Annotated in this window: 20 protein-coding genes; 12 read left to right on the top strand and 8 right to left on the bottom strand. The window is 66.5% G+C overall.

What is annotated here, in order from left to right:
- Window positions 1-23: 23 nt before the first annotated feature.
- The 8 genes from ACFQ0E_RS12530 (at window position 24) to ACFQ0E_RS12495 (ending at window position 7338) form a co-directional block, all read left to right on the top strand.
- On the top strand, window positions 24-1046 hold the full coding sequence (locus ACFQ0E_RS12530) for a hypothetical protein (protein ID WP_386824297.1): 1023 nt from the start codon (window positions 24-26) through the stop codon (window positions 1044-1046).
- The gene (locus ACFQ0E_RS12525) at window positions 1046-1279 is read left to right on the top strand and encodes a hypothetical protein (protein ID WP_386824295.1); all 234 of its coding nucleotides are present in this window, start codon (window positions 1046-1048) and stop codon (window positions 1277-1279) included. Before ACFQ0E_RS12530 ends, ACFQ0E_RS12525 begins: the two co-directional genes overlap by 1 nt.
- 39 nt (window positions 1280-1318) lie before the next feature.
- Window positions 1319-3304 carry a peptidoglycan-binding protein gene (locus tag ACFQ0E_RS12520; RefSeq protein ID WP_386824759.1) on the top strand — a complete coding sequence of 662 codons (1986 nt, stop codon included), beginning with the start codon at window positions 1319-1321 and terminating at the stop codon, window positions 3302-3304.
- Between the two features lie 75 nt (window positions 3305-3379).
- Entirely contained in the window at window positions 3380-4123 is a 744-nt protein-coding gene (locus ACFQ0E_RS12515; protein WP_386824293.1) for a 5-oxoprolinase subunit PxpA, read from the top strand.
- A gap of 4 nt (window positions 4124-4127) precedes the next feature.
- Window positions 4128-4868 carry a DUF969 domain-containing protein gene (locus ACFQ0E_RS12510; protein WP_386824292.1) on the top strand — a complete coding sequence of 247 codons (741 nt, stop codon included), beginning with the start codon at window positions 4128-4130 and terminating at the stop codon, window positions 4866-4868.
- A complete protein-coding gene (locus ACFQ0E_RS12505; RefSeq protein ID WP_386824290.1) occupies window positions 4865-5821 on the top strand; it encodes a DUF979 domain-containing protein in 957 nt (318 codons plus the stop codon). Before ACFQ0E_RS12510 ends, ACFQ0E_RS12505 begins: the two co-directional genes overlap by 4 nt.
- 4 nt (window positions 5822-5825) lie before the next feature.
- Complete coding sequence (gene pcp, locus ACFQ0E_RS12500; RefSeq protein ID WP_386824288.1) at window positions 5826-6482, top strand: pyroglutamyl-peptidase I; 657 nt, start codon at window positions 5826-5828, stop codon at window positions 6480-6482.
- An 85-nt stretch (window positions 6483-6567) separates the two neighbouring features.
- Entirely contained in the window at window positions 6568-7338 is a 771-nt protein-coding gene (locus ACFQ0E_RS12495; RefSeq protein WP_386824286.1) for a MerR family transcriptional regulator, read from the top strand.
- Window positions 7339-7629: 291 nt separating this feature from the next.
- Here ACFQ0E_RS12495 and ACFQ0E_RS12490 read toward each other — a convergent pair whose 3' ends face one another.
- Window positions 7630-9909 (bottom strand): TonB-dependent receptor, encoded by a 2280-nt coding sequence (locus tag ACFQ0E_RS12490; protein WP_386824284.1) that lies wholly within the window; start codon window positions 9907-9909, stop codon window positions 7630-7632.
- A gap of 222 nt (window positions 9910-10131) precedes the next feature.
- Here ACFQ0E_RS12490 and ACFQ0E_RS12485 point away from each other — a divergent pair, with 222 nt between their 5' ends.
- Window positions 10132-12309 carry a M3 family metallopeptidase gene (locus ACFQ0E_RS12485; RefSeq protein ID WP_386824282.1) on the top strand — a complete coding sequence of 726 codons (2178 nt, stop codon included), beginning with the start codon at window positions 10132-10134 and terminating at the stop codon, window positions 12307-12309.
- A gap of 83 nt (window positions 12310-12392) precedes the next feature.
- A complete protein-coding gene (locus ACFQ0E_RS12480; RefSeq protein WP_386824280.1) occupies window positions 12393-13250 on the top strand; it encodes an NAD-dependent protein deacetylase in 858 nt (285 codons plus the stop codon).
- 27 nt (window positions 13251-13277) lie between these two features.
- On the opposite strand, the gene ACFQ0E_RS12475 is transcribed toward ACFQ0E_RS12480, so the two are convergent.
- Together ACFQ0E_RS12475 and ACFQ0E_RS12470 are read right to left on the bottom strand one after the other, a co-directional pair.
- Window positions 13278-14168: an RsiV family protein gene (locus ACFQ0E_RS12475; protein ID WP_386824278.1), complete on the bottom strand. Its 891-nt coding sequence runs from the start codon at window positions 14166-14168 to the stop codon at window positions 13278-13280.
- A 199-nt stretch (window positions 14169-14367) separates the two neighbouring features.
- Window positions 14368-14577, bottom strand: a complete 210-nt coding sequence (locus ACFQ0E_RS12470; protein ID WP_137851067.1) for a cold-shock protein — start codon at window positions 14575-14577, stop codon at window positions 14368-14370.
- A gap of 569 nt (window positions 14578-15146) precedes the next feature.
- Between ACFQ0E_RS12470 and ACFQ0E_RS12465 the strand changes: the two genes are divergently transcribed.
- Window positions 15147-15329 carry a hypothetical protein gene (locus ACFQ0E_RS12465; protein ID WP_137851068.1) on the top strand — a complete coding sequence of 61 codons (183 nt, stop codon included), beginning with the start codon at window positions 15147-15149 and terminating at the stop codon, window positions 15327-15329.
- A gap of 198 nt (window positions 15330-15527) precedes the next feature.
- On the opposite strand, the gene ACFQ0E_RS12460 is transcribed toward ACFQ0E_RS12465, so the two are convergent.
- The 3 genes from ACFQ0E_RS12460 to ACFQ0E_RS12450 all read right to left on the bottom strand — a co-directional run bounded on the left by ACFQ0E_RS12460 (window position 15528) and on the right by ACFQ0E_RS12450 (window position 18640).
- Entirely contained in the window at window positions 15528-16148 is a 621-nt protein-coding gene (locus ACFQ0E_RS12460; RefSeq protein ID WP_386824275.1) for a rhomboid family intramembrane serine protease, read from the bottom strand.
- A gap of 51 nt (window positions 16149-16199) precedes the next feature.
- On the bottom strand, window positions 16200-17834 hold the full coding sequence (locus ACFQ0E_RS12455; protein WP_386824273.1) for a POT-type proton-dependent oligopeptide transporter: 1635 nt from the start codon (window positions 17832-17834) through the stop codon (window positions 16200-16202).
- Between the two features lie 161 nt (window positions 17835-17995).
- Window positions 17996-18640 carry a glutathione S-transferase family protein gene (locus ACFQ0E_RS12450; RefSeq protein WP_386824271.1) on the bottom strand — a complete coding sequence of 215 codons (645 nt, stop codon included), beginning with the start codon at window positions 18638-18640 and terminating at the stop codon, window positions 17996-17998.
- A 116-nt stretch (window positions 18641-18756) separates the two neighbouring features.
- On the opposite strand from ACFQ0E_RS12450, the gene ACFQ0E_RS12445 reads away from it, so the two are divergent.
- On the top strand, window positions 18757-20529 hold the full coding sequence (locus tag ACFQ0E_RS12445; RefSeq protein WP_386824269.1) for a M14 family metallopeptidase: 1773 nt from the start codon (window positions 18757-18759) through the stop codon (window positions 20527-20529).
- A gap of 37 nt (window positions 20530-20566) precedes the next feature.
- On the opposite strand, the gene ACFQ0E_RS12440 is transcribed toward ACFQ0E_RS12445, so the two are convergent.
- Complete coding sequence (locus tag ACFQ0E_RS12440) at window positions 20567-20728, bottom strand: hypothetical protein (RefSeq protein WP_171008238.1); 162 nt, start codon at window positions 20726-20728, stop codon at window positions 20567-20569.
- Window positions 20721-21491 carry a sulfurtransferase gene (locus ACFQ0E_RS12435; RefSeq protein ID WP_386824267.1) on the bottom strand — a complete coding sequence of 257 codons (771 nt, stop codon included), beginning with the start codon at window positions 21489-21491 and terminating at the stop codon, window positions 20721-20723. The genes ACFQ0E_RS12440 and ACFQ0E_RS12435 overlap by 8 nt, the downstream gene beginning before the upstream one ends.
- Window positions 21492-21508: the final 17 nt, after the last annotated feature.

The following is a 21508-nucleotide window of genomic DNA, read 5'->3' as shown; positions in this document are numbered from 1 at the left end:
CTCACGGAGCCAGGCTCGTCACCATGGAAAGCGCGCTTCGCAAGACCCGTCACGCCATCGCCTGCTCGCGAGTGGGCCGCCTCGGCCTCATCGCCCTGCTCACGTTCTTCGTCGGCGCCTGCGATGCCACGCCGAACACCGCCGGGACGTCCGCCACGAACGCATCGACAGCCACCGCATCGACCTGTCCTGCGACCGACCTCGCCGGCTTCGTCGCCGCGTTCGCCGAAAGTCCTGCGCTGCAGAAGGCCTTCACCGCGCCGGTCGTCGACACCGCGTTCATCGACTGGAACGCCCAGCCCGAGCCAGCCGAATCGGTCGAAAAGACTTCACGCGACGCTCTGCGTTTCCCGGTCATGCCCAACCGCGCCCGCCAGCAGGCAGAAGGCCTGCGCTATCGCGAAATCGGCACGGAAGGCGACTTCACCACCATCACCCTGGAAGTCCCCGATACCGACACGCAGCTGCGCTACACATTCCGCCGCGACGCCTGCTGGACCCTGGTGAAGATCGTCGATCCCGTGTTCGGGAAGGCATTCGGGGGGGATGTGGCGACACAGCCAGTCGCAACGACAAAATCTCTTCCGTCGCTGTGTGGAACCGATGCATCCGTGTTCACCTGCAGACTGAAAAATGGCAAACATGTTGTCATCTGCGCCTCCGGTAGCGATGTTGTATCTCTGGTATACCGCTATGGCACGCCCGCCCGGATCGAATTGCAATATCCGGAGAAATCAGTTTCATCGCCTGTCCTGCGCAGCAGAATCCCCTATTCCGGCGCGACGTCCGGCACAGCCTATTCCTTTAGCAATGGCGGTTTCGACTATCTGGTCTACTCGATCGTCGATGGTGGACCCGACCGTTTCGAACAGCATGGCATGGCCGTCTATCGTGCGGGCCAAAGCCGACCCAAGCGTCCCATTTCCTCCTCTCTTTGCATCGAAGATTCGGTCGACATGGAAGTTCTGGCCAGTGTCGCCTCCCGGCTCGAAGACGTGCCGTCCGACACTGAACTCGAACGCCGGGGCCTGCCTGATGTCGAGTGATGGCCATCGAACCCCGTGCCTCCAGCCGTTTTGAACCAAAGGATCGTGCCATGTCGACTTCCACGGAAAATGCGGATTACCTGATCAAGCAGGCCATGCAGGCCGGCATCACCAATCCGCGCGAGCTGGCCATCTTCATGGGGCAGATGCAGGTGGAATGTGGCGGATTCCGCAGCATGCACGAGGGGCTCAATTACTCCCCAGAACGCCTGCTGCAGGTATTCGGGCCCTGAACAGACAAGAAGGGCGTCTGGCATGACGGTCGCAACGGACTGACAACGCTTGCCGAAGCCAGACAGATCACTGCAGGCGGCCAGGAGAACATCGCCAACGCCATCTATGGCGGCGAGTGGGGCAAAAAGCCCGGCACGCTAGGGAATACGGAACCTGGCGACGGCTGGCGTTTTCACGGCCGTGGCTATGTCCAGCTCACCGGGCGCGCGAACTACGAAAGCGTAGGACAGGCCCTCGGGCTGGACCTGGTCAACAACCCGGACCTGGCAGCAGACCGCGAGATCGCCGCGCGCATCGCGATCCATTACTGGAAAGACCGCGTCCGCACACAAGGGCATCAGCTCAACGTGCGTGAGGCAACCCAGGACATCAACGGCGGCTACAACCACCTGAAAGAGCGCGGCGAAGCCGCGGACGCCTGGGAGCGCAAATTCGCGCAGGGTTATCTGCAGAAGCTTGGCCTTGGAGAAACCGCTGCGGCAATTGATCCACTGTCCGACAGGAAACTCGAACGCAACGAACGAGGGGAATCCGTCCGCAAACTGCAGCAGGACCTCGTGGCGCTTGGTGTTCAGTTCAAGGATAACGAAGGTCGCCCGATTCCTCCGACTGGCTTCTATGGGCAACAGACCGAACTCGCAGTGCGCGACTTCCAAGCCAACAACAAGCTGCCACAAACGGGCATCGCAGACGAGGCCACGCGGCGTGCGATCGAGGCCGCTGCACGCGAGCGTGCGCCATCGACGCCCACCACTGCACCAGCACCGCAACCATCGACGCCGACACCAACGCCGACAGCCGCGGCGGGCCCGCAATCCTTCGACGACGTGATGCGGATCATGCTGCCGCCGCAGAACGGCACCGCGCCACACATGACCAGCGACTTCGGGCCGCGCACGATCAACGGCCGTGCCGACGATCACGGCGGCGTCGACTTCAACTACGTCGGTGGCCAGAACGGCGTCAACCTGCGCCATCCCACCGTGCACTCGCCGGTCAGCGGCGTGGTCGAGTACGGCGATGGCCAGGGCAGCTACGGCACGGTGAAGATCCGCGACGACCAGGGCAACCTGCACGAGATCCTTCACCTCGATTCGCGCTCGGTGCGCGTCACCGATCCGCCGACGCGCGTGGAGGCCGGCGATCCGATCGGCACGATGGGCGGTCGCGGCCCCGGCGGATCGAGCGACTATGCGCAGCATGTGCATTACCAGATGCGCGATCCGAACGGGCGCATCATCGATCCCGAAGCCTTCTGGAACGACCGCACGCACACACGTACCGAAGCGACACCGGAAGCGAACACAACACCTGCAGCCGAACGCGGCACCGCACCCTCGCCCGTCACCGTCGCGACCACGCCACTGCCCTCCGAAGCGATGGCCGATGGCGTGCTGCGTCGCAACGAACAGGGCCCGGACGTGGGCCGCTACCAGCGTCTGCTCGCCGATCTCGGCCATGTCGGCACCGACGGCAAACCGCTGAAGGTCGACGAGAAGTTCGGCGCCAACACCGAATTCGCCACGCGCCAGTTCCAGCGCGACCATGGCATCGACACGGTCGGCGTGATCGGCCCGAAGACGCGCGCCGCGCTGGACGCCGCCGGTCGCGATCTGGTGACGCACCCCGACCACCCGAATAATCCGCTGTACGAACGCATGCTGGAGCAGGTTCACGCGGCCGAGGCCACGCGCGGCATCCCGCACGGCGAGCACAGCCGCAAGGTCGCCGCTGCACTCACCGTCGAAGCCATCCGGGAAGGCGTCCAGCCCGACCGCGTCGAACTCAGCCGCGATGGCAGCCTGGTCCGCGCGGTGCAGTTCAGCGCCATGGGCGACAGACCGGAGCTCAATCGCGGGACCGACCCGATCGCCACCGGACAGGCCGCGAATCAGCCGATCCGGGAAAGCAGCGAGCAGGCGGCCCAGGTTGCCAACAACGTCGCCGCGCAGCAACGCGACCAGGCATTCACGCAGCAGCAGTCCCAGCAGGACGCGGTGACGCAGGCGGCACGGGCGCGCTGACGCGCGCCACTGCACTGCATCATGCATTTTCAGCGCAGCCCACATACGCTGCACCATCGCCCGACGACCTCCGACATGCACACCATCGACCTCAACTGCGATCTCGGCGAAGGCTGCGGCAACGATGCCGACATCGTGCCGCTGATTTCCACCGCGAACATCTCCTGCGGCGCGCATGCGGGCGACGACGCCACCATCGGCGCGACCCTGCGTCTCTGCGCGGCGCACGGCGTGGTCGTCGGTGCGCATCCGGGCTACGCCGAGCGCGAGCACTTCGGTCGCCGCGAAACCGGGCAGTCGGCGCAGGAGATCGCGGCGCTGGTGCAGGTGCAGGTCGATCATTTCCTCTCGCTCGCCCGTGCGCACGGCGTGCCGGTACGCCACGTGAAGCTGCATGGCGCGCTGTACAACCGGGCGGCGCGTGATGTCGAGGTCGCGGCGGCGGTCGCACGCACGGTGCAGCGGATCGATCCGTCGCTGCGCCTGGTCGGGCTGTCGGGCTCGGAGATGCTGAACATCGCGCGCACCCTCGGCATCGATGTCGCGCACGAAGTGTTTCCGGATCGGGGCTACGACACCGAGGGCCGCCTGCTGCCGCGCGATCGCCCGGGCGCGGTGGTCGACTCGCCGGAGGAGGTGGCCGAACGCGCGTTCATGCTCGCCTCTCTCGGCTTGGCCAAGGACGAGCGCGGACGCCCGCTGATGCTGCGCGCGGACACGCTGTGCATGCACGGCGATCGCGTCGATGCGATCGCCGTCGCACGCGCGGTGCGCGACCGCCTCGCCCGTTTCGATATCCGCGTCGCCGCACTGGACTGATCGCATGACCGAGCCCCTCGTCAACGCGTCCCTCGTCAACTACTGGCCGCTGATCGGCGTCGCCGCCGTCGTGCTCGGCTTCGCCCTGCGCCTGAATCCCGCTTTGGTCGTGGTTGCCGCCGGTTTCATCACCGGGCTGGCGGCGAAGCTCTCGCCCCTGGAGGTGCTGGACATTCTCGGCAAAGCCTTCACCGAGAAACGCTTCCTGCTGCTGTTCCTGGCGACGCTGCCGGTGATCGGCCTGCTGGAGCGCCATGGACTGAAGGAGCACACGCAGGCGTGGATCGCGCGCCTGCGCGGCGCGACGATGACGCGACTGCTGGTGATCTACCTGTTCGTGCGACAACTGCTGTCTGCGCTCGGCCTGACCAGCGTCGGCGGTCATCCGCAGACCGTGCGCCCGCTGGTCGCGCCGATGTCCGAGGCGACCGCCGAAACGAAGCACGGCACGCTGACCGACGACGAGCGCGAACGCGTGCGCGCCATGGCCGCCGGAACAGACAATGTCGGCCTGTTCTTCGGCGAGGACATCTTCATCGCCTTCGGCGCGGTGCTGCTGATCCAGGCCTTCTTCGCCGACAACGGCATCGAACTGGAACCGCTGAAGATCGCACTGTGGGGCATTCCCACCGCGATCTGCGCCTTCGTCATCCACAGCTGGCGCATCCACAGGCTCGAACGCACGATCGCGTTGCGCGCCGCGCGCGACGCTGCGGAACGCGCGTCGAACAAGGGCGAAGCATGATCACGCTGACCCCGCTCTACTGGCTGCTCGGCCTCTACTTCGGCGCACTGGCCTGGCGCGGCCTGCGCGACACCGGCAACCCGCGTCGCCATACCACCGCGCTGTTCTGGGCCGTGCTCGTCCTGCTGCTGTTCGTCGCCGAACACATGCCGGTGCGCGTCGTCGGCGGCTGCGTGGTGCTGCTCGTGCTGATCGCCGGCTTCGGTGGCCTGCGCGGCGGACGCTACGCCGAAAGCACGCCCGAGGCGAAGCGCAGCGATGCCGCGCGTTTCGGTCATCGCCTGTTCCTGCCGGCCCTGCTGATTCCGGCGATCACCGTGATCGGCACGCTGTCCGCCAAGCACCTGCAGATCGACGGCACGCCCCTGTTCGACAGCGCCAACACCGCGACGCTGACCTCGCTGACGGTTGCCTGCGTCATCGCCCTGGTCGTGGCCTGCACGATGACGCGGCAATCGCCGGGCAGCGCCGTCGAGCAGTCGCGTCGCCTCGTCGATGCGATCGGCTGGGCGGCGCTGCTGCCGCTGCTGCTGGCCACGCTGGGCAGCGTGTTCCAGGCGTCCGGCGTCGATGCAGCGGTCTCCGGCGTGGTGCGCGCGATCGTGCCGACCGACAACACGTTCCTGATCGTGCTTGCCTACGGGCTGGGCATGGCACTGTTCACCATCATCATGGGCAATGCCTTCGCGGCCTTCCCGGTGATGACCGGCGGCATCGCCCTGCCCCTGCTGGTGCAGCTGCATGGCGCCGATGCGGCGTCGCTTGCGGCGATCGGCATGCTCTCGGGCTACTGCGGCACGCTGATGACGCCGATGGCGGCCAACTTCAACCTGGTGCCCGCCGCACTGCTCGAACTGAAGGATCCTTACGGCGTGATACGCGCGCAGTGGCGAACCGGCGCGCTGCTGCTCGTGTGCAACATCCTGCTGATGTACTTCATCGCCTTCCGGTGACGCCATGGCGCAACGACAGCCCCACACCGTTCTGCTCACCGGCTTCGACCCGTTCGGCGACGACACGATCAACCCGAGCTGGGAAGCCGTCTCGCAGCTTCACGGCGAGACCATCGCCGGCCGATGCATCGTCTCGGAACAGTTGCCGACGACCTTCGCCGGCGCGCCGAGGGCGCTGCGTGCCGCGCTGCGTCGGCATGCGCCGGAGCTGGTGCTCTGCGTCGGTCAGGCCGGCGGTCGCGCGGCGCTGTCGCTGGAGCGCGTGGCGATCAACGTCAACGATGCGCGCATCCTCGACAACGCCGGCGCACAGCCCGTCGACACCCCGGTCGTCGCGCGCGGGCCGGCCGCATACTTCACGAGCCTGCCGATCAAGGCCATGCACGCCGATCTTCACGCCGCCGGCATTCCCGCCGAGATCTCGCAGACCGCCGGCACCTTCGTCTGCAACCAGGTCTTCTACGTGCTGATGCACGCCCTCGCCGGCACACGCGTGCGCGGCGGCTTCCTGCACATCCCGTACCTGCCGCAGCAGGTGGCAACCATGCCGGGCACGCCATCGCTCGACCTGGACACGGTCGTCGCCGGCCTGCGGATCAGCATCGATACCGCCCTGCGCACGCGCCGGGACCTGCGGATCGGCGCGGGTGCGACGCATTGAGCTGATCGAAACACCTGTCGGCGCTTGACCCTCACGCGGCGTCAGGCCGCAGCATGCACCCCGCATCGACACCCTCGTGACCCGCATGTCCCTCCCGCCACTCACCATCGGACGCGTTGCCGCACTCACCGGACTGACCGTCCGTGCCCTGCACCATTACGACGACATCGGCCTGGTGTCGCCGTCGATGCGCAGCGCAGCCGGGTATCGGCTGTACACGGACGACGACCTGCGCCGGCTGCAGCAGGTGCTGCTGTTCCGCGAACTGGGGCTCACGCTGGAGATCGTGCGCGACCTGATCGACGCTCCGCCGGAACGCCGGCGCGCGGCGCTCGTCGAGCAACGCGCGGCACTGCAGTCGCGACTGCGCCATGGGGAATCGGTCCTGAAGGCGGTCGATGCAACCCTTCAGACACTCGATGGAGACATGATCATGCAGACCGAACACTTGTTCGACGGCTTCGACACCTTCCACAACGGCGAGTACGCCGAAGAGGCGCGGCAGCGCTGGGGCGAAGGCGATGCCTGGAAAATCTCGCAAACCCGCACCCGGGGCTATTCGAAGGACGACTGGGCACGCATCCAGGCCGAAGCGGACGCGATCACGCACACGTTCATCGAAGCGATGCAGCGTGGCGATGCCTCAGACAGCGAGACGGCGATGGCACTGGCCGAATCGCATCGCGAACACATCGAGCGGCACCATTACCCCTGCGATCACGCGATGCATGCGAACGTCGCGGCGATGTACACCGCCGATCCACGCTTCCAGGCGCATTACGACCGCCAGGCGGACGGCCTCGCGGCCTACATCGAGGCTGCCGTGCGTGCGAATGCGGCGCGGCACGGCGCCTAAGCCGCTGTAGAGCGGAGCTTGCTCCGCTGCTCGCTGTCCGTAGCCTGCATCATGTCGACACGGAAGATGCACAGGCTGGCGGGTGCGGTGCAGCGGATCTTCGATCCGCTCTGCAAGCGGGAGGCACGGCATGCTTGTGCCTGCAAGGAATGAGCGGAGCAAGCTCCGCTCTACAATCACCATGCGGCGCAAGCATCAGCCATGCTGCGCAAGTATCGCGGCATGAAAACGAAACGGGCGCCGTGATCGGCGCCCGTTCGTTCATTGCATGGGAATCGGGATCGACAGCGATCAGAAGTTCGCCTTGAACTCCAGGCCCCAGGTACGCGGCTCGTTGAGGAAGCCGGTGAGGTTGTTGAAGTCGATCGCGCCGACGATCGCTTCCTCGTCGGTGATGTTGCGGCCGTAGGCCGCGACTTCGTAACGGCCGTCCTTCCAGTTCACGCCCAGGCGCAGGCCGCCTTCCAGCAGCGGATCGCCGGTGAACTCGGTCGATTCGTACAGGAAGAAATTGACCTTGCTGCGGTACGCCCAGTCCGTGTAGATGAAGAACTCGGCGTTGCCGATCGGAATGCCGTAGCGCGCGGTGAGGTTGTAGACGTGCTTGGGCGCTTGCGGCAGCGGATTGCCGTCGATCAGACGCGTGCCCCCGATCGGACCAACCGGATCGAGGGGCGTGCAGTTCGCGCCACACTGGAACACGCTCAGGGTCCGGTCCTGGATTTCGGTGTCGTTGTAGCTGGCGCCGAACGTGACGAACAGGTGGTCGGTCAGCCATGCCTGCAGGTCGAGTTCCGCGCCCTGGCCGACGCTGCGGTCGGCGTTGACGAGGGTGGCGATGTTGCTGGCGCCACCGACGGCGGTCAGCTGCTGGTCGTCGACGGTATAGCGGTACAGCGCGAAGCCCAGGCGCAGGCGGTTGTCCCACAGCGTCGCCTTCACGCCGGCCTCGTAGGACAGCACGGTCTCGCTGTCGGCCACGGTGACCAACTGGTTCGACGGCAGCGCGGCATTGGCGAACATCAGGCGGCCTTGCACGCTCGGGGCGCGGAAGCCGGTGGCGACGCGGGCGTACAGGTTCACGTTGTCGCTGGCCTCGAACACGCCGCTGAGGTCCCAGCTGAGGTTGGTGTCTTCCGGGCTGACCTTGATCGGTGCGATCGGCGGGCCGAACGGACCGACGACGCGCTCGGCGACGAATTCCTTGCGGTCGTCGGTGTAGCGCAGGCCGCCGCGCAGCGTGAAGCGGTCGCTCACTTCGAAATCGCCCGAAGCGAACACCGCCCACGCCGTGTTGTCCTGGCGCTGCGTGGCGTAACCGTTCTGCACGCTGCCGGACGGCAAGGTGTCGTAGCTGAAGCTGTCGACCTTGATACTTTCATCGAACCAGAACAGACCGGCCTGCCAGTCGAAGCGGCCCCACTCGTTGGATTCGACGCGGAATTCCTGGCTCCACTGGCGATGGCGCGGCAGGCCGTCGGCGGATTCGGCGGGGAACGACGCCTGACCCAACGCGAACGGCGGCGGGAACGGACCTACGTAGCGCGAACCGCCGTCGATGTCGCCACGGCTGAAGGCATCGACGCTCTCGTAGCCGGTGATCGAATGCAGGCTGACCTTGCCGAAATCCCAGCGCATGCGCAGGTTGCCGCCGACCTGGTCGAGCTGCTGCTCGTTCACGCCGTCGATGGAGACCTGATCGCGATCGAAATCGTCGCGCAGTTCATTGGTGCCCGGCTTGATGATGCTGGCGCGGAACAGGCGCGCGGTGCCTTCAAGCTTGCGCGCATGGACATTCGCCAGCGCTTCGAAGGTGTCGCTCGGCTTGAACAGGAACTGCAGGCGCGCGGCGTTCTCTTCATAGCCTTCCAGATCGTCGCCCGGGCCATTGTTGATATTGTCGACCCAATCCGCGCGACTCTGGCGCATGATCGACAGGCGCGCGGACGTGTGTTCGCCGACCGGGCCGGTGATCGCACCCTCCAGGTTCACCTGGCGACGGTCGCCGACACCGATGCGCGCGTAGCCGCCGAACTCGTCCTGCGGACGGGCGGATTCGAACTTGATGATGCCGGCCGGCGAGTTGCGGCCGAACAGCGTGCCCTGCGGGCCGCGCGCCATTTCGATGCCGTCGAGGTCGAACAGCGGGAAGCCCTTGAGGATCGGGTTCTCCTGCACCACGCCGTCGTACACCAGCGACACCGGCTGCGAGGCGTTGAGATCGAAGTCGGTGTTGCCCAGGCCGCGGACGTAGAAACGCGGGAAGGCGCGGCCGAACGAGGATTCGATGTTCAGGCTCGGCAGACGGCCCGAGAGCAGGCGGATGTCGTCGCCGCTGGCGGTGAGGGCCTCGACCTTCTCGCGATCCATCGTCGTGATCGCCATCGGCACGTCCTGGATGTTCTCGGTCCGGCGCTGCGCGGTGACGGTGATGGTGTCCAGCTCGGGCGCGTCGGGCGACGCGGTCTCCTGGGCCATGACGGGCAGGGCCATGCTCGGGAGGGCCAGCAGCACGGCGGCGGCGAGGCCGCCCAGGCGCAGGGCGCGGTTCGAACGGTGCGGGGTGGTCATGCGGAGTCCTCGGGAGTGTGAACGGGGCGAACGGCCCGACTTGCCGATCATGTCGGAATCAGGGCCCGAACAGGCCGCGAATTGTAAACAAATCGTGATAGAGCACCGGCACCACGGTCCGAAACGCGTACTCGGGCCGGAGAGCCATGCCTTTCGTCATGGGCGGCCTCCGCCCCCATCCGTTACCCTGTCGACCGCCCAATCCGTCCGCCGAGAACCGCCATGACACGTCCCATCGCCTGCGCGCTCGCGCTGGCCATCGCCACCGGCCTCGCTGGCGCTGCCGCGCCGGCCTCCCACGCTGCCGACAAGAAGCCCGCCATGTCCACCCCCGCCACCCAGAACAACCCGCTTTTCGCCGACAGCCCGCTGCCGCTGAAGTACCCTCAGTTCGACAGGATCAAGGACAGCGATTTCGCGCCGGCCTTCGATCGCGGCATGGCCGAACAGCTCAAGGAAGTCGACGCGATCGCGAACAACCCGGAACCGGCGACCTTCGAGAACACCATCGTCGCGATGGAGAAGACCGGCCAGATCCTCGGCCGCAGCCTCGCGGTGTTCTTCAACCTCAGCGGCGCCGATACCAACGACGCCCGCGAGAAGCTGCAGAGCGACTACGCGGCGAAGTTCTCCGCGCACGGCGACGCGATCTCGCTCAACCCGAAGCTGTTCGCGCGCATCAAGTCGCTGTACGACCGCCGCAACGACCTCGGCCTCGACGCCGAAGGCGTGCGCCTGGTCGAACGCTACTACACCGATTTCGTCCGTTCCGGCGCCAGCCTCAGCGAAGCGCAGAAGGCGCGCGTGAAGGCCATCAACGCCGAACTGGCGACCCTGGGCACCAAGTTCAGCCAGAACGTGCTGGCCGAAGTGAACGCCTCGGCGGTCGTCGTCGACACCAAGGCGGAACTCGCCGGCCTCTCCGACGAGCAGATCTCCGCCGCCGCCGAAGCGGCGAAGGCGCGCAAGCTGGAAGGCAAGTACGTCATCGCCCTGCTCAACACCACCGGCCAGCCAGCCCTCGCCCAGCTCGAGAACCGCGCCCTGCGCGAGCGCCTGTACAAGGCGTCCATCGTGCGCGGCAGCCGCGGCAACGAGTTCGACAACACCGGCATCGTCTCGCAGGTGCTGAAGCTGCGTGCCGAGCGCGCGAAGATCATGGGCTATGCGAACCACGCCGCCTACGTGCTGGAAGACGAAACCGCGCGTACCGCCGAAGCCGTCAACGCGATGCTCGGCAAGCTCGCGCCGGCCGCCGTGGCGAACGCCAAGCGCGAAGCCGCCGACATGCAGGCGGTGATCGACGCCGAGCAGAAGGCCAAGGGCGAGCCGACCTTCAAGCTGGAGCCGTGGGACTGGGCGTTCTACGCCGAGAAGGTCCGCCAGGCCCGCTACAACTTCGACGAGTCGCAGCTCAAGCCGTATCTCGAGATGAAGAACGTGCTGGAGAACGGCGTGTTCTTCGCCGCCAACAAGCTGTACGGCCTGACCTTCAAGCAGCGCACCGACCTGCCCGTCTATCATCCCGACGTGCTGGTCTACGACGTATTCGACGCCGACGGCAAGCAGCTGTCGATCTTCCTCGCCGACATGTACGCCCGCCCGTCCAAGCGCGGCGGTGCGTGGATGAACGAGTACGTCTCGCAGTCGAAGCTCACCGGCAACCTGCCGGTCGTCGCCAATCACCTCAACATTCCCAAGCCGCCGGCCGGCCAGCCCACGCTGATGACCTGGGATGAAGTGACCACGACCTTCCACGAGTTCGGCCATGCCCTGCACGGCATGTTCTCGAACGTGACCTACCCGCGCTTCTCCGGCACCAACGTGCCGCGTGACTTCGTGGAATATCCGTCGCAGGTCAACGAGATGTGGGCCGACTGGCCGGAAGTGCTGGCCAACTACGCCAAGCACTACCAGACCGGCGCGCCGATGCCGAAGGAACTGCTCGACAAGGTCCTCGCCGCCTCGAAGTTCAACCAGGGTTTCGCCACCACCGAATACCTCGGCGCCGCGATGCTCGACCAGAGCTTCCACCAGCTGCCGGCCGACAGGATCCCGGAAGCCAAGGACGTGATCGCATTCGAGGAAGCCGCGCTCAAGGCCAACGGCACCGATTTCTACGCCGTGCCGCCGCGTTACCGCACCACCTACTTCAGCCACATCATGGGCGGCTACTCGGCCGGCTACTACGCCTACATCTGGTCGGAAGTACTGGATGCCGAGAGCGTCGAGTGGTTCAAGGAGAACGGCGGCCTGAGCCGCAAGAACGGCGACTGGTTCCGCGCCAAGCTGCTCAGCCGTGGCGGATCGGAAGATGCGATCACCACGTTCAAGCAGTTCCGCGGCCGCGATCCGCAGATCGAGCCGCTGCTGAAGCGTCGTGGCCTGACCACGAAGTAATCGCAACGCACCATCGCAGTACCGACACCGCCCGGCTCGTCCGGGCGGTGTCGTTTCCGGACGACGCGTTCTATCCTTCCTGCATGAGTGCCGATCCAGACATCGCCCGCACCGCAGCGCAGGACATCGCCCATGCCACCGACGCGCTGCGCGAGTGGCTGTCGCGCCGCGACCGCGTCTTCGTGCTCACCGGCGCAGGCATCAGCACCGACTCCGGCATCCCCGACTACCGCGACGCCGACGGCGCCTGGAAGCGTTCGCCGCCGGTGACCTGGCAGGCCTTCACCGGCGACCCGGGCACGTACCGCCGCTACTGGGCGCGCAGCTTCGTCGGCTGGCCGATCTTCTCGGCGGCGGAACCCAATCGCAGCCACCACGCGCTCGCCGCGCTCGAACGCAGCGAACGCCTGTCCTCACTGGTCACCCAGAACGTCGACGGCCTGCACCAGCGCGCCGGCAGCTGCGATGTCATCGACCTGCACGGCCGGCTCGACGGCGTGGTCTGCCTGGGTTGCGGCGACACGCAGTCGCGTGCGCACCTGCAACCCCGGCTGCTCGCAGCGAATCCGGACTGGCGGCCGCACACCGCCACCGCCGCACCCGACGGCGATGCCGACATCGATGCCGAGGCCGTCGCGCGCTTCATCCCGCCGCAATGCACGCACTGCGGCGGCATGCTGAAACCCGACGTGGTCTTCTTCGGCGAGAACGTGCCCCGCGCGCGCTACACGCAGGCGCTCGATGCCCTGCACGCCAGCGACGGCGTGCTTGCCGTGGGCACCTCGCTGATGGTCTATTCCGGCTTCCGCTTCGTGCGTATGGCCCACGAACGCGGCCTGCCGGTCGCCCTGCTCAACCGGGGCCGCACCCGCGCCGACGATCTTGGCGGGCTCAAGCTGGATGCGGATTGCGGGGCGGTACTGGACGCCGTCGCGCGCTGACACCAGCGCGACGGCGCCCCAGTTCGTTCAGGGCGCGCCCGCAGGCTTCGCCGGCGCGGCGGCAGCCTCGGCCGGCATCGGCGCCGGCGCATCCACGAACATCGGCGCGAACTCCGGCGACAGATGCGGGCGGAGCACGGACGTCGGCACCTCGACCATGCGCTCGCCGTCGACGTAGGGACCGACCTGGTACGGCGGGAACACGAACTTCAGGCCGACCAGCTTGCCGCCTTCCGGGGCGAGCACGGGCTCGAACATCGCGAAGGCTTCGGCGCTGGGTTTCGTCCCGGCATCGATCATCTTGCCGCTGGTGCGCATCAGTTCCGCGCGCTCGGCCGGCGGCAATTCGTCGCTGTCGATGCGCTGCGACAGCTCGGCATGCAGTTGTTCGCGCACGTAATCGGAAATCGCGACCCAGCCCTTGGGATCGGGCACCAGCGCGGAAGCGGTGAGCAGACGGTTCTGCGTCGGCAGCCACACGAAACGTGCGACCAGCGGCTCGCCGTGCGCCCCGCCGGTGAAGACGGCGCCGCCGGCCGACACCGCGACCAGTTCGGACGTGTCCGCGAGCAGGGTGAAGGTCAGGGTGAGGTCGTAGGGCCCGACCTGCTTGGCCGGATCGGTCTTCGCCAGGGCCTGATCCAGGGTGGCGCGGGCCTTGTCGCTGTAGGCGCGCATCGCCTCGGCCAGGCCCGGATATTTCGAGATCCCCGGCGGATAGCTGATGCCGACGATGAAGCGCGGGTCCTGTTCGATCACATCCTTCAGTTCGACCGCGACCGGCGCAGGCGGCGGTGTCGTCGCGGCGGGCGGCTGCGGTTGCGCGGGCGCCGGACGTTCCCGGTCACAGGCGGCGATGAACAGGGTGGCGGCCATCACGGCCACGCACAGGCGGGAGGAAGCAGTGGGGATGCGCATCGTGGGGGCTCTTCGCGGGATCCGTTCCCGCTGGACATGGATCACGGGGGGATGGGGGTGCCGGGGCGGTCAACGGGGTGCCCGACCGGCAGGGCGCAAGGATATCGGATCGCCTGCCCCGCATGCAGGGCACCGGGACGCAGCCAAAAGAAAAGCCCCGGACGCGAGCGTCCGGGGCCTTGTGTCGAAGCGTGTCGGCTTAGAGCGCCTGGACTTCGTCGGCCTGCAGGCCCTTCTGGCCCTGCACGACCTTGAAGGTGACCTTCTGGCCTTCCTTCAGGGACTTGAAGCCGGTGCCCTGGATCGAGCGGAAATGGACGAAGAGGTCCTGGCCGCTTTCCGGGGTGATGAAGCCGTAGCCCTTGGCATCGTTGAACCACTTGACGGTGCCGCTCTGACGATCGGACATGGGTGTTACTCCTTACATTCAACAGTTGGGTGGATACACGGAACCTTTCGGGCACCGCGACTGTCTAGCCAGGGGTAACGCGAACGATGAGTGGATCGTCGGGACGGGTGCAGGTCGTACACCGGAACGGAGCTCCCGAGGGAGAGCATCCGCAGCGGGCCTTGCCGGCTTGCCACCTTGGATCTACCGCATCGGGCCACGATGTACCGTGCCCGCTTGGAACAGTATTTGCACCTTACACCACAACGAAACCGTTTTGGGAAGTGGGCCCGGGAACTTTTTTTCGGCCTTGTCCATGCTGCCGGGAGCCCCCGGACATCGCACGTTCATTTTTCTCGTATTTTGCAGGGTTTGGCGCTGTTGGAAGCGTTTCGCGCGCATTGTCGCGGAGGGCGTCATCGCTGGCCCCGCACCGGTGGATAGTGACACCCAAGGGCAGTTCCGGACCCGCGAAAACGCGCGAACTGCGTTGGCACGCTTCCTGCTAAATCCCTTCTCGAAACACCCGTGCAGCGTGACCCCGTATTACCCGGTATCACCCGTTCCCCCACCCCTCTCCAAGGTGGCCCATGCAAACCGATCAACCCATTGCCAGCAACGTCTCCGACGACCTGGTCGTGGCCCGGCTCTTCGACCTGGCACGCCAGGGCGAGACGTCGACGAGGGAGTTCCAGCTCCTCGACTACGTCATCCAGAAGCGCCTGGTCCAGACCTACGGCGGCGATCTGGTCCACAGCGCCCACGCGGCCTGATCGACGGCGACGGATCGGTGGGCACGCCCTGCCGATCCCCTTGCCTCAACGCATCTGATCCATCGTTTCCGTCACACCACGATCCCTCCCCTCCCTTTTGTGTGTGCTTCGTTTCGCGGGACATTGCCCCGTCTCGCGAAACGAAGTTTTCTTTTTGGGGGAAGCGGAAAACGCGGACGCGGGACATCCCACCGGATTTCAGCCGAACGACGGCGACAGCAGGCGCGCCAGGAAATGCCCGGCCAACGCCGGCTCCTGCACCAGGGCGAACGCCATGCCGTAGAGGGCGCCCCACAGATGGGCGCTATGATTGACGTTGTCGCGCCCCCGGCGGTCCATCCAGATGCTGTACCAGACGTACAGGCCGGCGTAGATGAAGGCAGGGACCGGGACCACGAAGAACAGCAGGATCAGGCCCCACGGGTCGAGCAGGATCGACGAGAACAGCACCGCGGAGACCGCGCCCGACGCCCCCAGGCTGGCGTACTGCCTGTCGTGGCGATGGCGCAGGTAGCTGGGCAGGATCGAGACCACCAGCGCCGACAGGTAGAACAGCAGGTAACCCATCGACCCGATGCTGGCGGTGAAGTACCGCTCCATCAGCATGCCGAAGGAGTACAAGGTGATCATGTTGAAGGCCAGGTGCATGCCGTCGGCATGGATCAGGCCGTAGGTCACCAGTCGGTCGTACTCCTTGTTCCGGTCGATCGCCGGCGGCCAGAGGATCAACCTCTCCTGCAGGCGTGGCTTCTCCCACGCCTGCCAGGAAACCAGCACGGTCACCGCGAGGATCAGCCAGGTGACGATGCCGCCGCTCATGCGCGACACTCCGCGCCGAGCCGCATGGCCGGCCTCACCTCATGCCGCGCATCAGGCCGCACGGTAGTAGTCCTGCATCGGATAGCGCTTCGCGTAGAGGGCGAAGATCACCGCCGCGACGAAAGCGAATCCGGCGAAGAAGAACATCAGGAATGCGCTCTCGGTCATGCCAGACGACGCGATCTGCGCCACCATGAACTCGCTCTTCACACCGGCATTGGTCAGCAGCACCCAGACGTTGCCGAAGGTCACCGACAGCAACCAGAAGCTCATGATCACGCCCTTCATCGGCTGCGGTGCCTGGCTGTAGGCAAATTCCAGTCCGGTCGCCGACACCAGCACCTCGCCGAAGGTCAGCAGCGCGTAGGGCAGGATCTGCCAGGCCAGCGACGTCGGGTCGCCGGCGTCGATCTGCAGCTGGATCATGCCGGCGACCACCCACGCCAGGCCCGAGAACGCGATGCCCCAGCCCATGCGCCGCAGCGCCGTGACCTGGAAGCCCATCTTCGACAGCGCCGGGTAGAGCACGAGGTTATTGAAGGGAATGAGCAGCATCACCAGCAGCGGGTTCAGGGCCTGCATCTGGGTGGCATCCTTCACCAACCAGCTCGGCCACCACCACTGGTCATGGGGCAGCATCATTTCCTTGCCCTGCAGCACCCACGTCGAAGCCTTCTGGTCGAACAGCGACCAGAACGGGCTGACGATCGCGAACACGATCAGGATGCGCAGCACCGCGCGGACGCCGTCGACCGCTTCATCCGGATGCAGGCCGCGGGCGCGCTCCAGCTGCAGCGCGGTGCCGATGCCGCCGAACAGCAGCACCGAACCCAGCGCAAGGCAGAACGTGGCCACGAACTTGATCGACTCGGGCCAGAAACCGCCATTGCCCAGTGCGTTCATGGCCCAGCCTGCGAGCATCGCGATGGCCAGGACCACGCCGCCGATCGCGGTGAAGGTGCCCACGCCCTTGTCGCCGTTCGCGCCGCCGCGCAGCGCGGTCATCGTGACCGCCATGAATCCGTTCGGATCGGGCGGCGTCGGCGGCATGTTCACGTACTTGCGGCGCCCCATCCAGAAGATGATGGTGGCGATGAACATCAGGATGCCCGGGATGCCGAACGCGATCGCCGGGCCGTACGCACTGAGGATGCGCGGCATCAGCAGCGAGGCGAAGAACGAGCCGAAATTGATCGTCCAGTAGAAGGCGTCATAGACGACCTTCGCCATGTGCTTGTTCGACTGGTTGAACTGGTCGCCGACGAAGGCCGAGACCAAGGGCTTGATGCCGCCGGAGCCCAGCGCGATCAGGAACAGGCCGGTGTAGAAGCCGGTGCGGTTCTCCTCGAACAGCGCCAGGCAGGCGTGGCCGACGCAGTACAGCAGCGACAGCCAGAGGATGGTGTTGTACTTGCCGAAGAAGCGATCCGACAGCCAGCCGCCGAGCAGCGGGAAGAAATACACGCCGATGACGAAGCTGTGGAAGACCTCCTTCGCCATGCCCTGCCGTTCGGCCTCGGGGAGGTACGACAGCAGCACGCTGCCGACCAGGAACGGCACCAGGATGTTGCGCATCCCGTAGAAGCTGAAGCGCTCGCAGGCTTCGTTGCCGATGATGTAGGGAATCTGCCCGGGCAACCGGGCTTTCTCGCCGGCGGGCGGGGCGTCTTGGGCGGCTTCGCGCATGGGCTGGTCTCGCAGAATGATCGCAGGATGTCTCGCGGAATGAACGGAACGTCCGGCCATGCGGCCGGACGCGAGCCTCCGGAGTGTACCCAAGTTCGCCGTGGAATCCGTACCGGTCCGGTCGGAGATCCCGCGCTGACCTGCAGGTCAGTTTCCGACCCTCAGGCCCATTCCGTCAGGCCTTCGCGCGCGTACAGCGCGGCGAACGACGGTCGCGCCTTCAGCTTCGCCGCCAATGCCGCCAGATTCGGCCACTCGGTAGCGGGCTTCGGCATGCTGCGCGACCATCGCATCAGCATGACCAGGTGGAAATCGGCCACGCTCGCAGCGTCGCCGAGCAGGTACGGGCCATTCGCGGCCAGGTGCGCGTCGATGCGATCCCATTGCGCTTCGATGCGCGGGCGTACGTGCGCCAGCACGGTTTCGGCCTGTGCCTCGCCGGCCGGCTCGTGCGGATACCACCACTGGCGGAACAGCGGCTGCACCATGTTCGCGAGGTTGAACATCCATTGCAGGAAATCCGCCCGGCGCGGATCGCCCGGCAGTGGCGCCAGGCCACGTTCGGGATGGGCTTCCGCAAGATAGGCGATCAGCGCGGCGGCTTCGTACTGCGGCTTGCCGTCGATGACCAGCGTCGGCACGACGCCGTTCGGATTGAGGACCAGGTAATCCGGCCGCTTCTGCGCGCCGGCCTTGGTGTCGACCAGCGCCAGTGCATGCGGCAGGTCCAGTTCCAGCAGCACCCAATGCACGACCAGGCTGGCGGCACCGGGCGAGTAGTACAGCGTGTACGGGGACGGATTCATCGACGCTCCTGCGACGCGGGAAAGGCGCCAATCTTCGCATGACCCATGGCGCATCCGTGCCGACGCATCACAAGGCACAATGCGACGCTGCATTCCGCCCGCCGAGACCACGCCACATGCGCCCTGCCCCGCTGATCGCTTCGCTGCTGCTCGCCCTCTCGCTGCCCGTCGCCGCCGTTGCGGCTCCGCAGGACCTGTCGACCGATGGCGAGCGCAGCGGCTATGCGCGCACCGGCCGCTACGCCGAGGTGATCGCGCTGTGCGATGCGTTCGCGACGCGCCATCCCGACGCCGTGCGCTGCATCGAGTTCGGCACGACGCCGGAAGGCCGGCCGATGAAGGCGCTGGTGGTCACGCGCAGCGGCGCGCGCACGCCGGAGGCCGCACGCGCGGCCGGCATCCCGGTGGTGCTGATCCAGGGCGGCATCCATGCCGGCGAGATCGACGGCAAGGACGCGGGCTTTCTCGCGCTGCGGCAGATGCTCGACGGCCAGGCCGCGCGCGGCGCGCTGGAAAAGACCGTGCTTGTGTTCGTGCCGGTCTTCAACATCGATGGCCACGAGCGTTTCGGCGCCTGGAACCGACCCAACCAGAACGGCCCGACGGAGATGGGCTGGCGCGTCACCGGCCGCAACCACAATCTCAATCGCGACTACGCCAAGGCCGACGCCCCGGAAATGCAGGCCATGCTGGCCCTGGTGAACGCATGGGACCCGGTCGCAACCGTCGACCTGCACGTCACCGATGGCGCGAAGTTCGAACACGACATCTCGATCCAGGTCGAGCCGGTGAACGCTGGCGACGAGGCCCTGCGCGGCGCGGGCCGCCTGCTGCGCGACGGCACGATCGAGCGCCTCGCCAAACAGGGCTCGCTGCCGCTGCCGTTCTATCCGTCCTTCGTCGAAAGCGACAACCCGGCCTCAGGTTTCGTGGACGGCGTATCGCCGCCCCGCTTCTCGACCGGCTATTTCCACCTGCGCAACCGTCTGGCGATGCTGGTCGAAACGCATTCCTGGAAGGACTATCCCACGCGCGTGCGCACCACCCGCAACACGGTCGTTGCTGTCATGGAATTGATGGCGAAACATGGGCACGACTGGCGCGCGCTCGCCGATGCGGCCGATGCGCGCGCCGCGAATCTCGCCGGCGCCACCGTGCCTCTGGCCTGGACCGCCACCGACAAGGCGCGGACCATCGACTTCCGCGGCTACGCTTACACGCGCACGCCGTCCGAGGTCTCCGGCGCGCTGATGACCCGCTACGACGACCGCACGCCGCAGGTCTGGAAGGTGCCGCTGCGCGACGAGATCGCACCGTCGCTGCAGGTCGCGGCGCCGAAGGGCGGCTACCTAGTCTCCCCGGCCTACGCGGAGATCGTCGCCGCGAAGCTGCGCCAGCACGGCATCGTGTTCACGCGCATCGATCGCGCGCTCGACGATGCGAAGGTCGAGAGCTACCGCGACGACACGCCGGTGTTTTCCGCAGGTTCGAGCGAAGGCCGGCAGCGGCTCACGGTCGATGGCGCATGGTCGAACGAGGTGCAGGACATCGGCGCGGGCGCGCTGTTCGTGCCGATCGCACAGCCGAAGTCGCGGCTGGCGATGGCCCTGCTCGAACCGCAGACGCCGGACTCGATGCTCGCCTGGGGCTGGTTCAACAACGCCTTCGAACGCAAGGAATACATGGAGGATTACGTCGCGGAAGAGGTCGCGCGCGACATGCTCGCCCGCGATCCTGCGCTGCGTGCCGCATTCGACAAGAAGCTGAAGGACGACCCGAAGTTCGCGGCCAGCGCCGACGCGCGCCTCGAGTTCTTCTATCGCCGCCACACTGCCTGGGACGAGCGCTACGGACTGTATCCGGTGTTCCGGACCGACACAGCGCCTTGATCCGCCGAAATGCCCGGGCCATTGCCGATGGACGCCATCAGAACGGTCTCGGCAGGTCCAGCATCGGTGCAACGAACCAATAGGCGCCGAACAGCAGCGCGCCGATCCAGAACAGCTTGAACACGAACTTCACGACCTTGATGACGAAGTAAGCCGCGACGATGGCCAGGACCAGGCCGATCCAACCGAACTCAAGCATGGACGGGATTCTCGGGAACAGAGGGGGCAGATGGGGCCGCGACCGGCGCCAAGGAAGGATCGAGCGCCACGCGCCCATCGAACACGAAGCAGGCACCGTCGTAACCCTGGCCGCCCACGGCCTCGAAATAGCCGAGGATGCCGCCGTCGAGCTGCACCACGTTGTCCATGCCTTGCGCGCGCATCCACAGCGCGGCCTTCTCGCAGCGGATCCCGCCGGTGCAGAAGCTCACCACGGTCGCGTCGCGCCAGGCGTCGCATCGCGCCAGCACGGCGTCGGGCAGCTCGGTGAAGTTGTCGATGGGCAGGGTTTCCGCGCCGGCGAAGGTGCCGTGGGCGAACTCCTCGCGGTTGCGGGTGTCCAGCAGCACCAGTCGGCGCCCTGCGTCGTCTGCGCCCTGCGCCAGCCAGCGCGACAGGTCCTGCGGCAAGACCGCGGGTGCGCGCCCCTCGATCGGCGCGGCGTCGGGCATGCGGAAGCTGATGATCTCCGGCTTGACCTTGGCCTTGAGCCGGCCGAACGGCTGCTCGGCGGAATCGCTGGCCTTGACGATGATCTCGGCGAAACGCGGGTCCGCGCGCAGTCCGGCGACGAAGGCATCGATATCGGCCGGGGCCCCGGCCAGGAACAGGTTGATGCCCTCGCCCGCCACCAGGATCGTGCCGCGCAGCGACAGGGACTCGGCGTGCGAGAACAACTGGTCGCGCAGGACCTGCGGGGCCTCGACCGGAACGAAGTGATAGGCGGCGATATTGCGGATCATCCGGGCATTCTACCGAC

This window comes from Lysobacter brunescens (genome assembly GCF_042677005.1).
Lineage (GTDB): Bacteria > Pseudomonadota > Gammaproteobacteria > Xanthomonadales > Xanthomonadaceae > Lysobacter_I > Lysobacter_I brunescens.
Note: the sequence above shows the minus strand (reverse complement) of the source record. Positions and strands in the feature narration are given on the sequence as shown.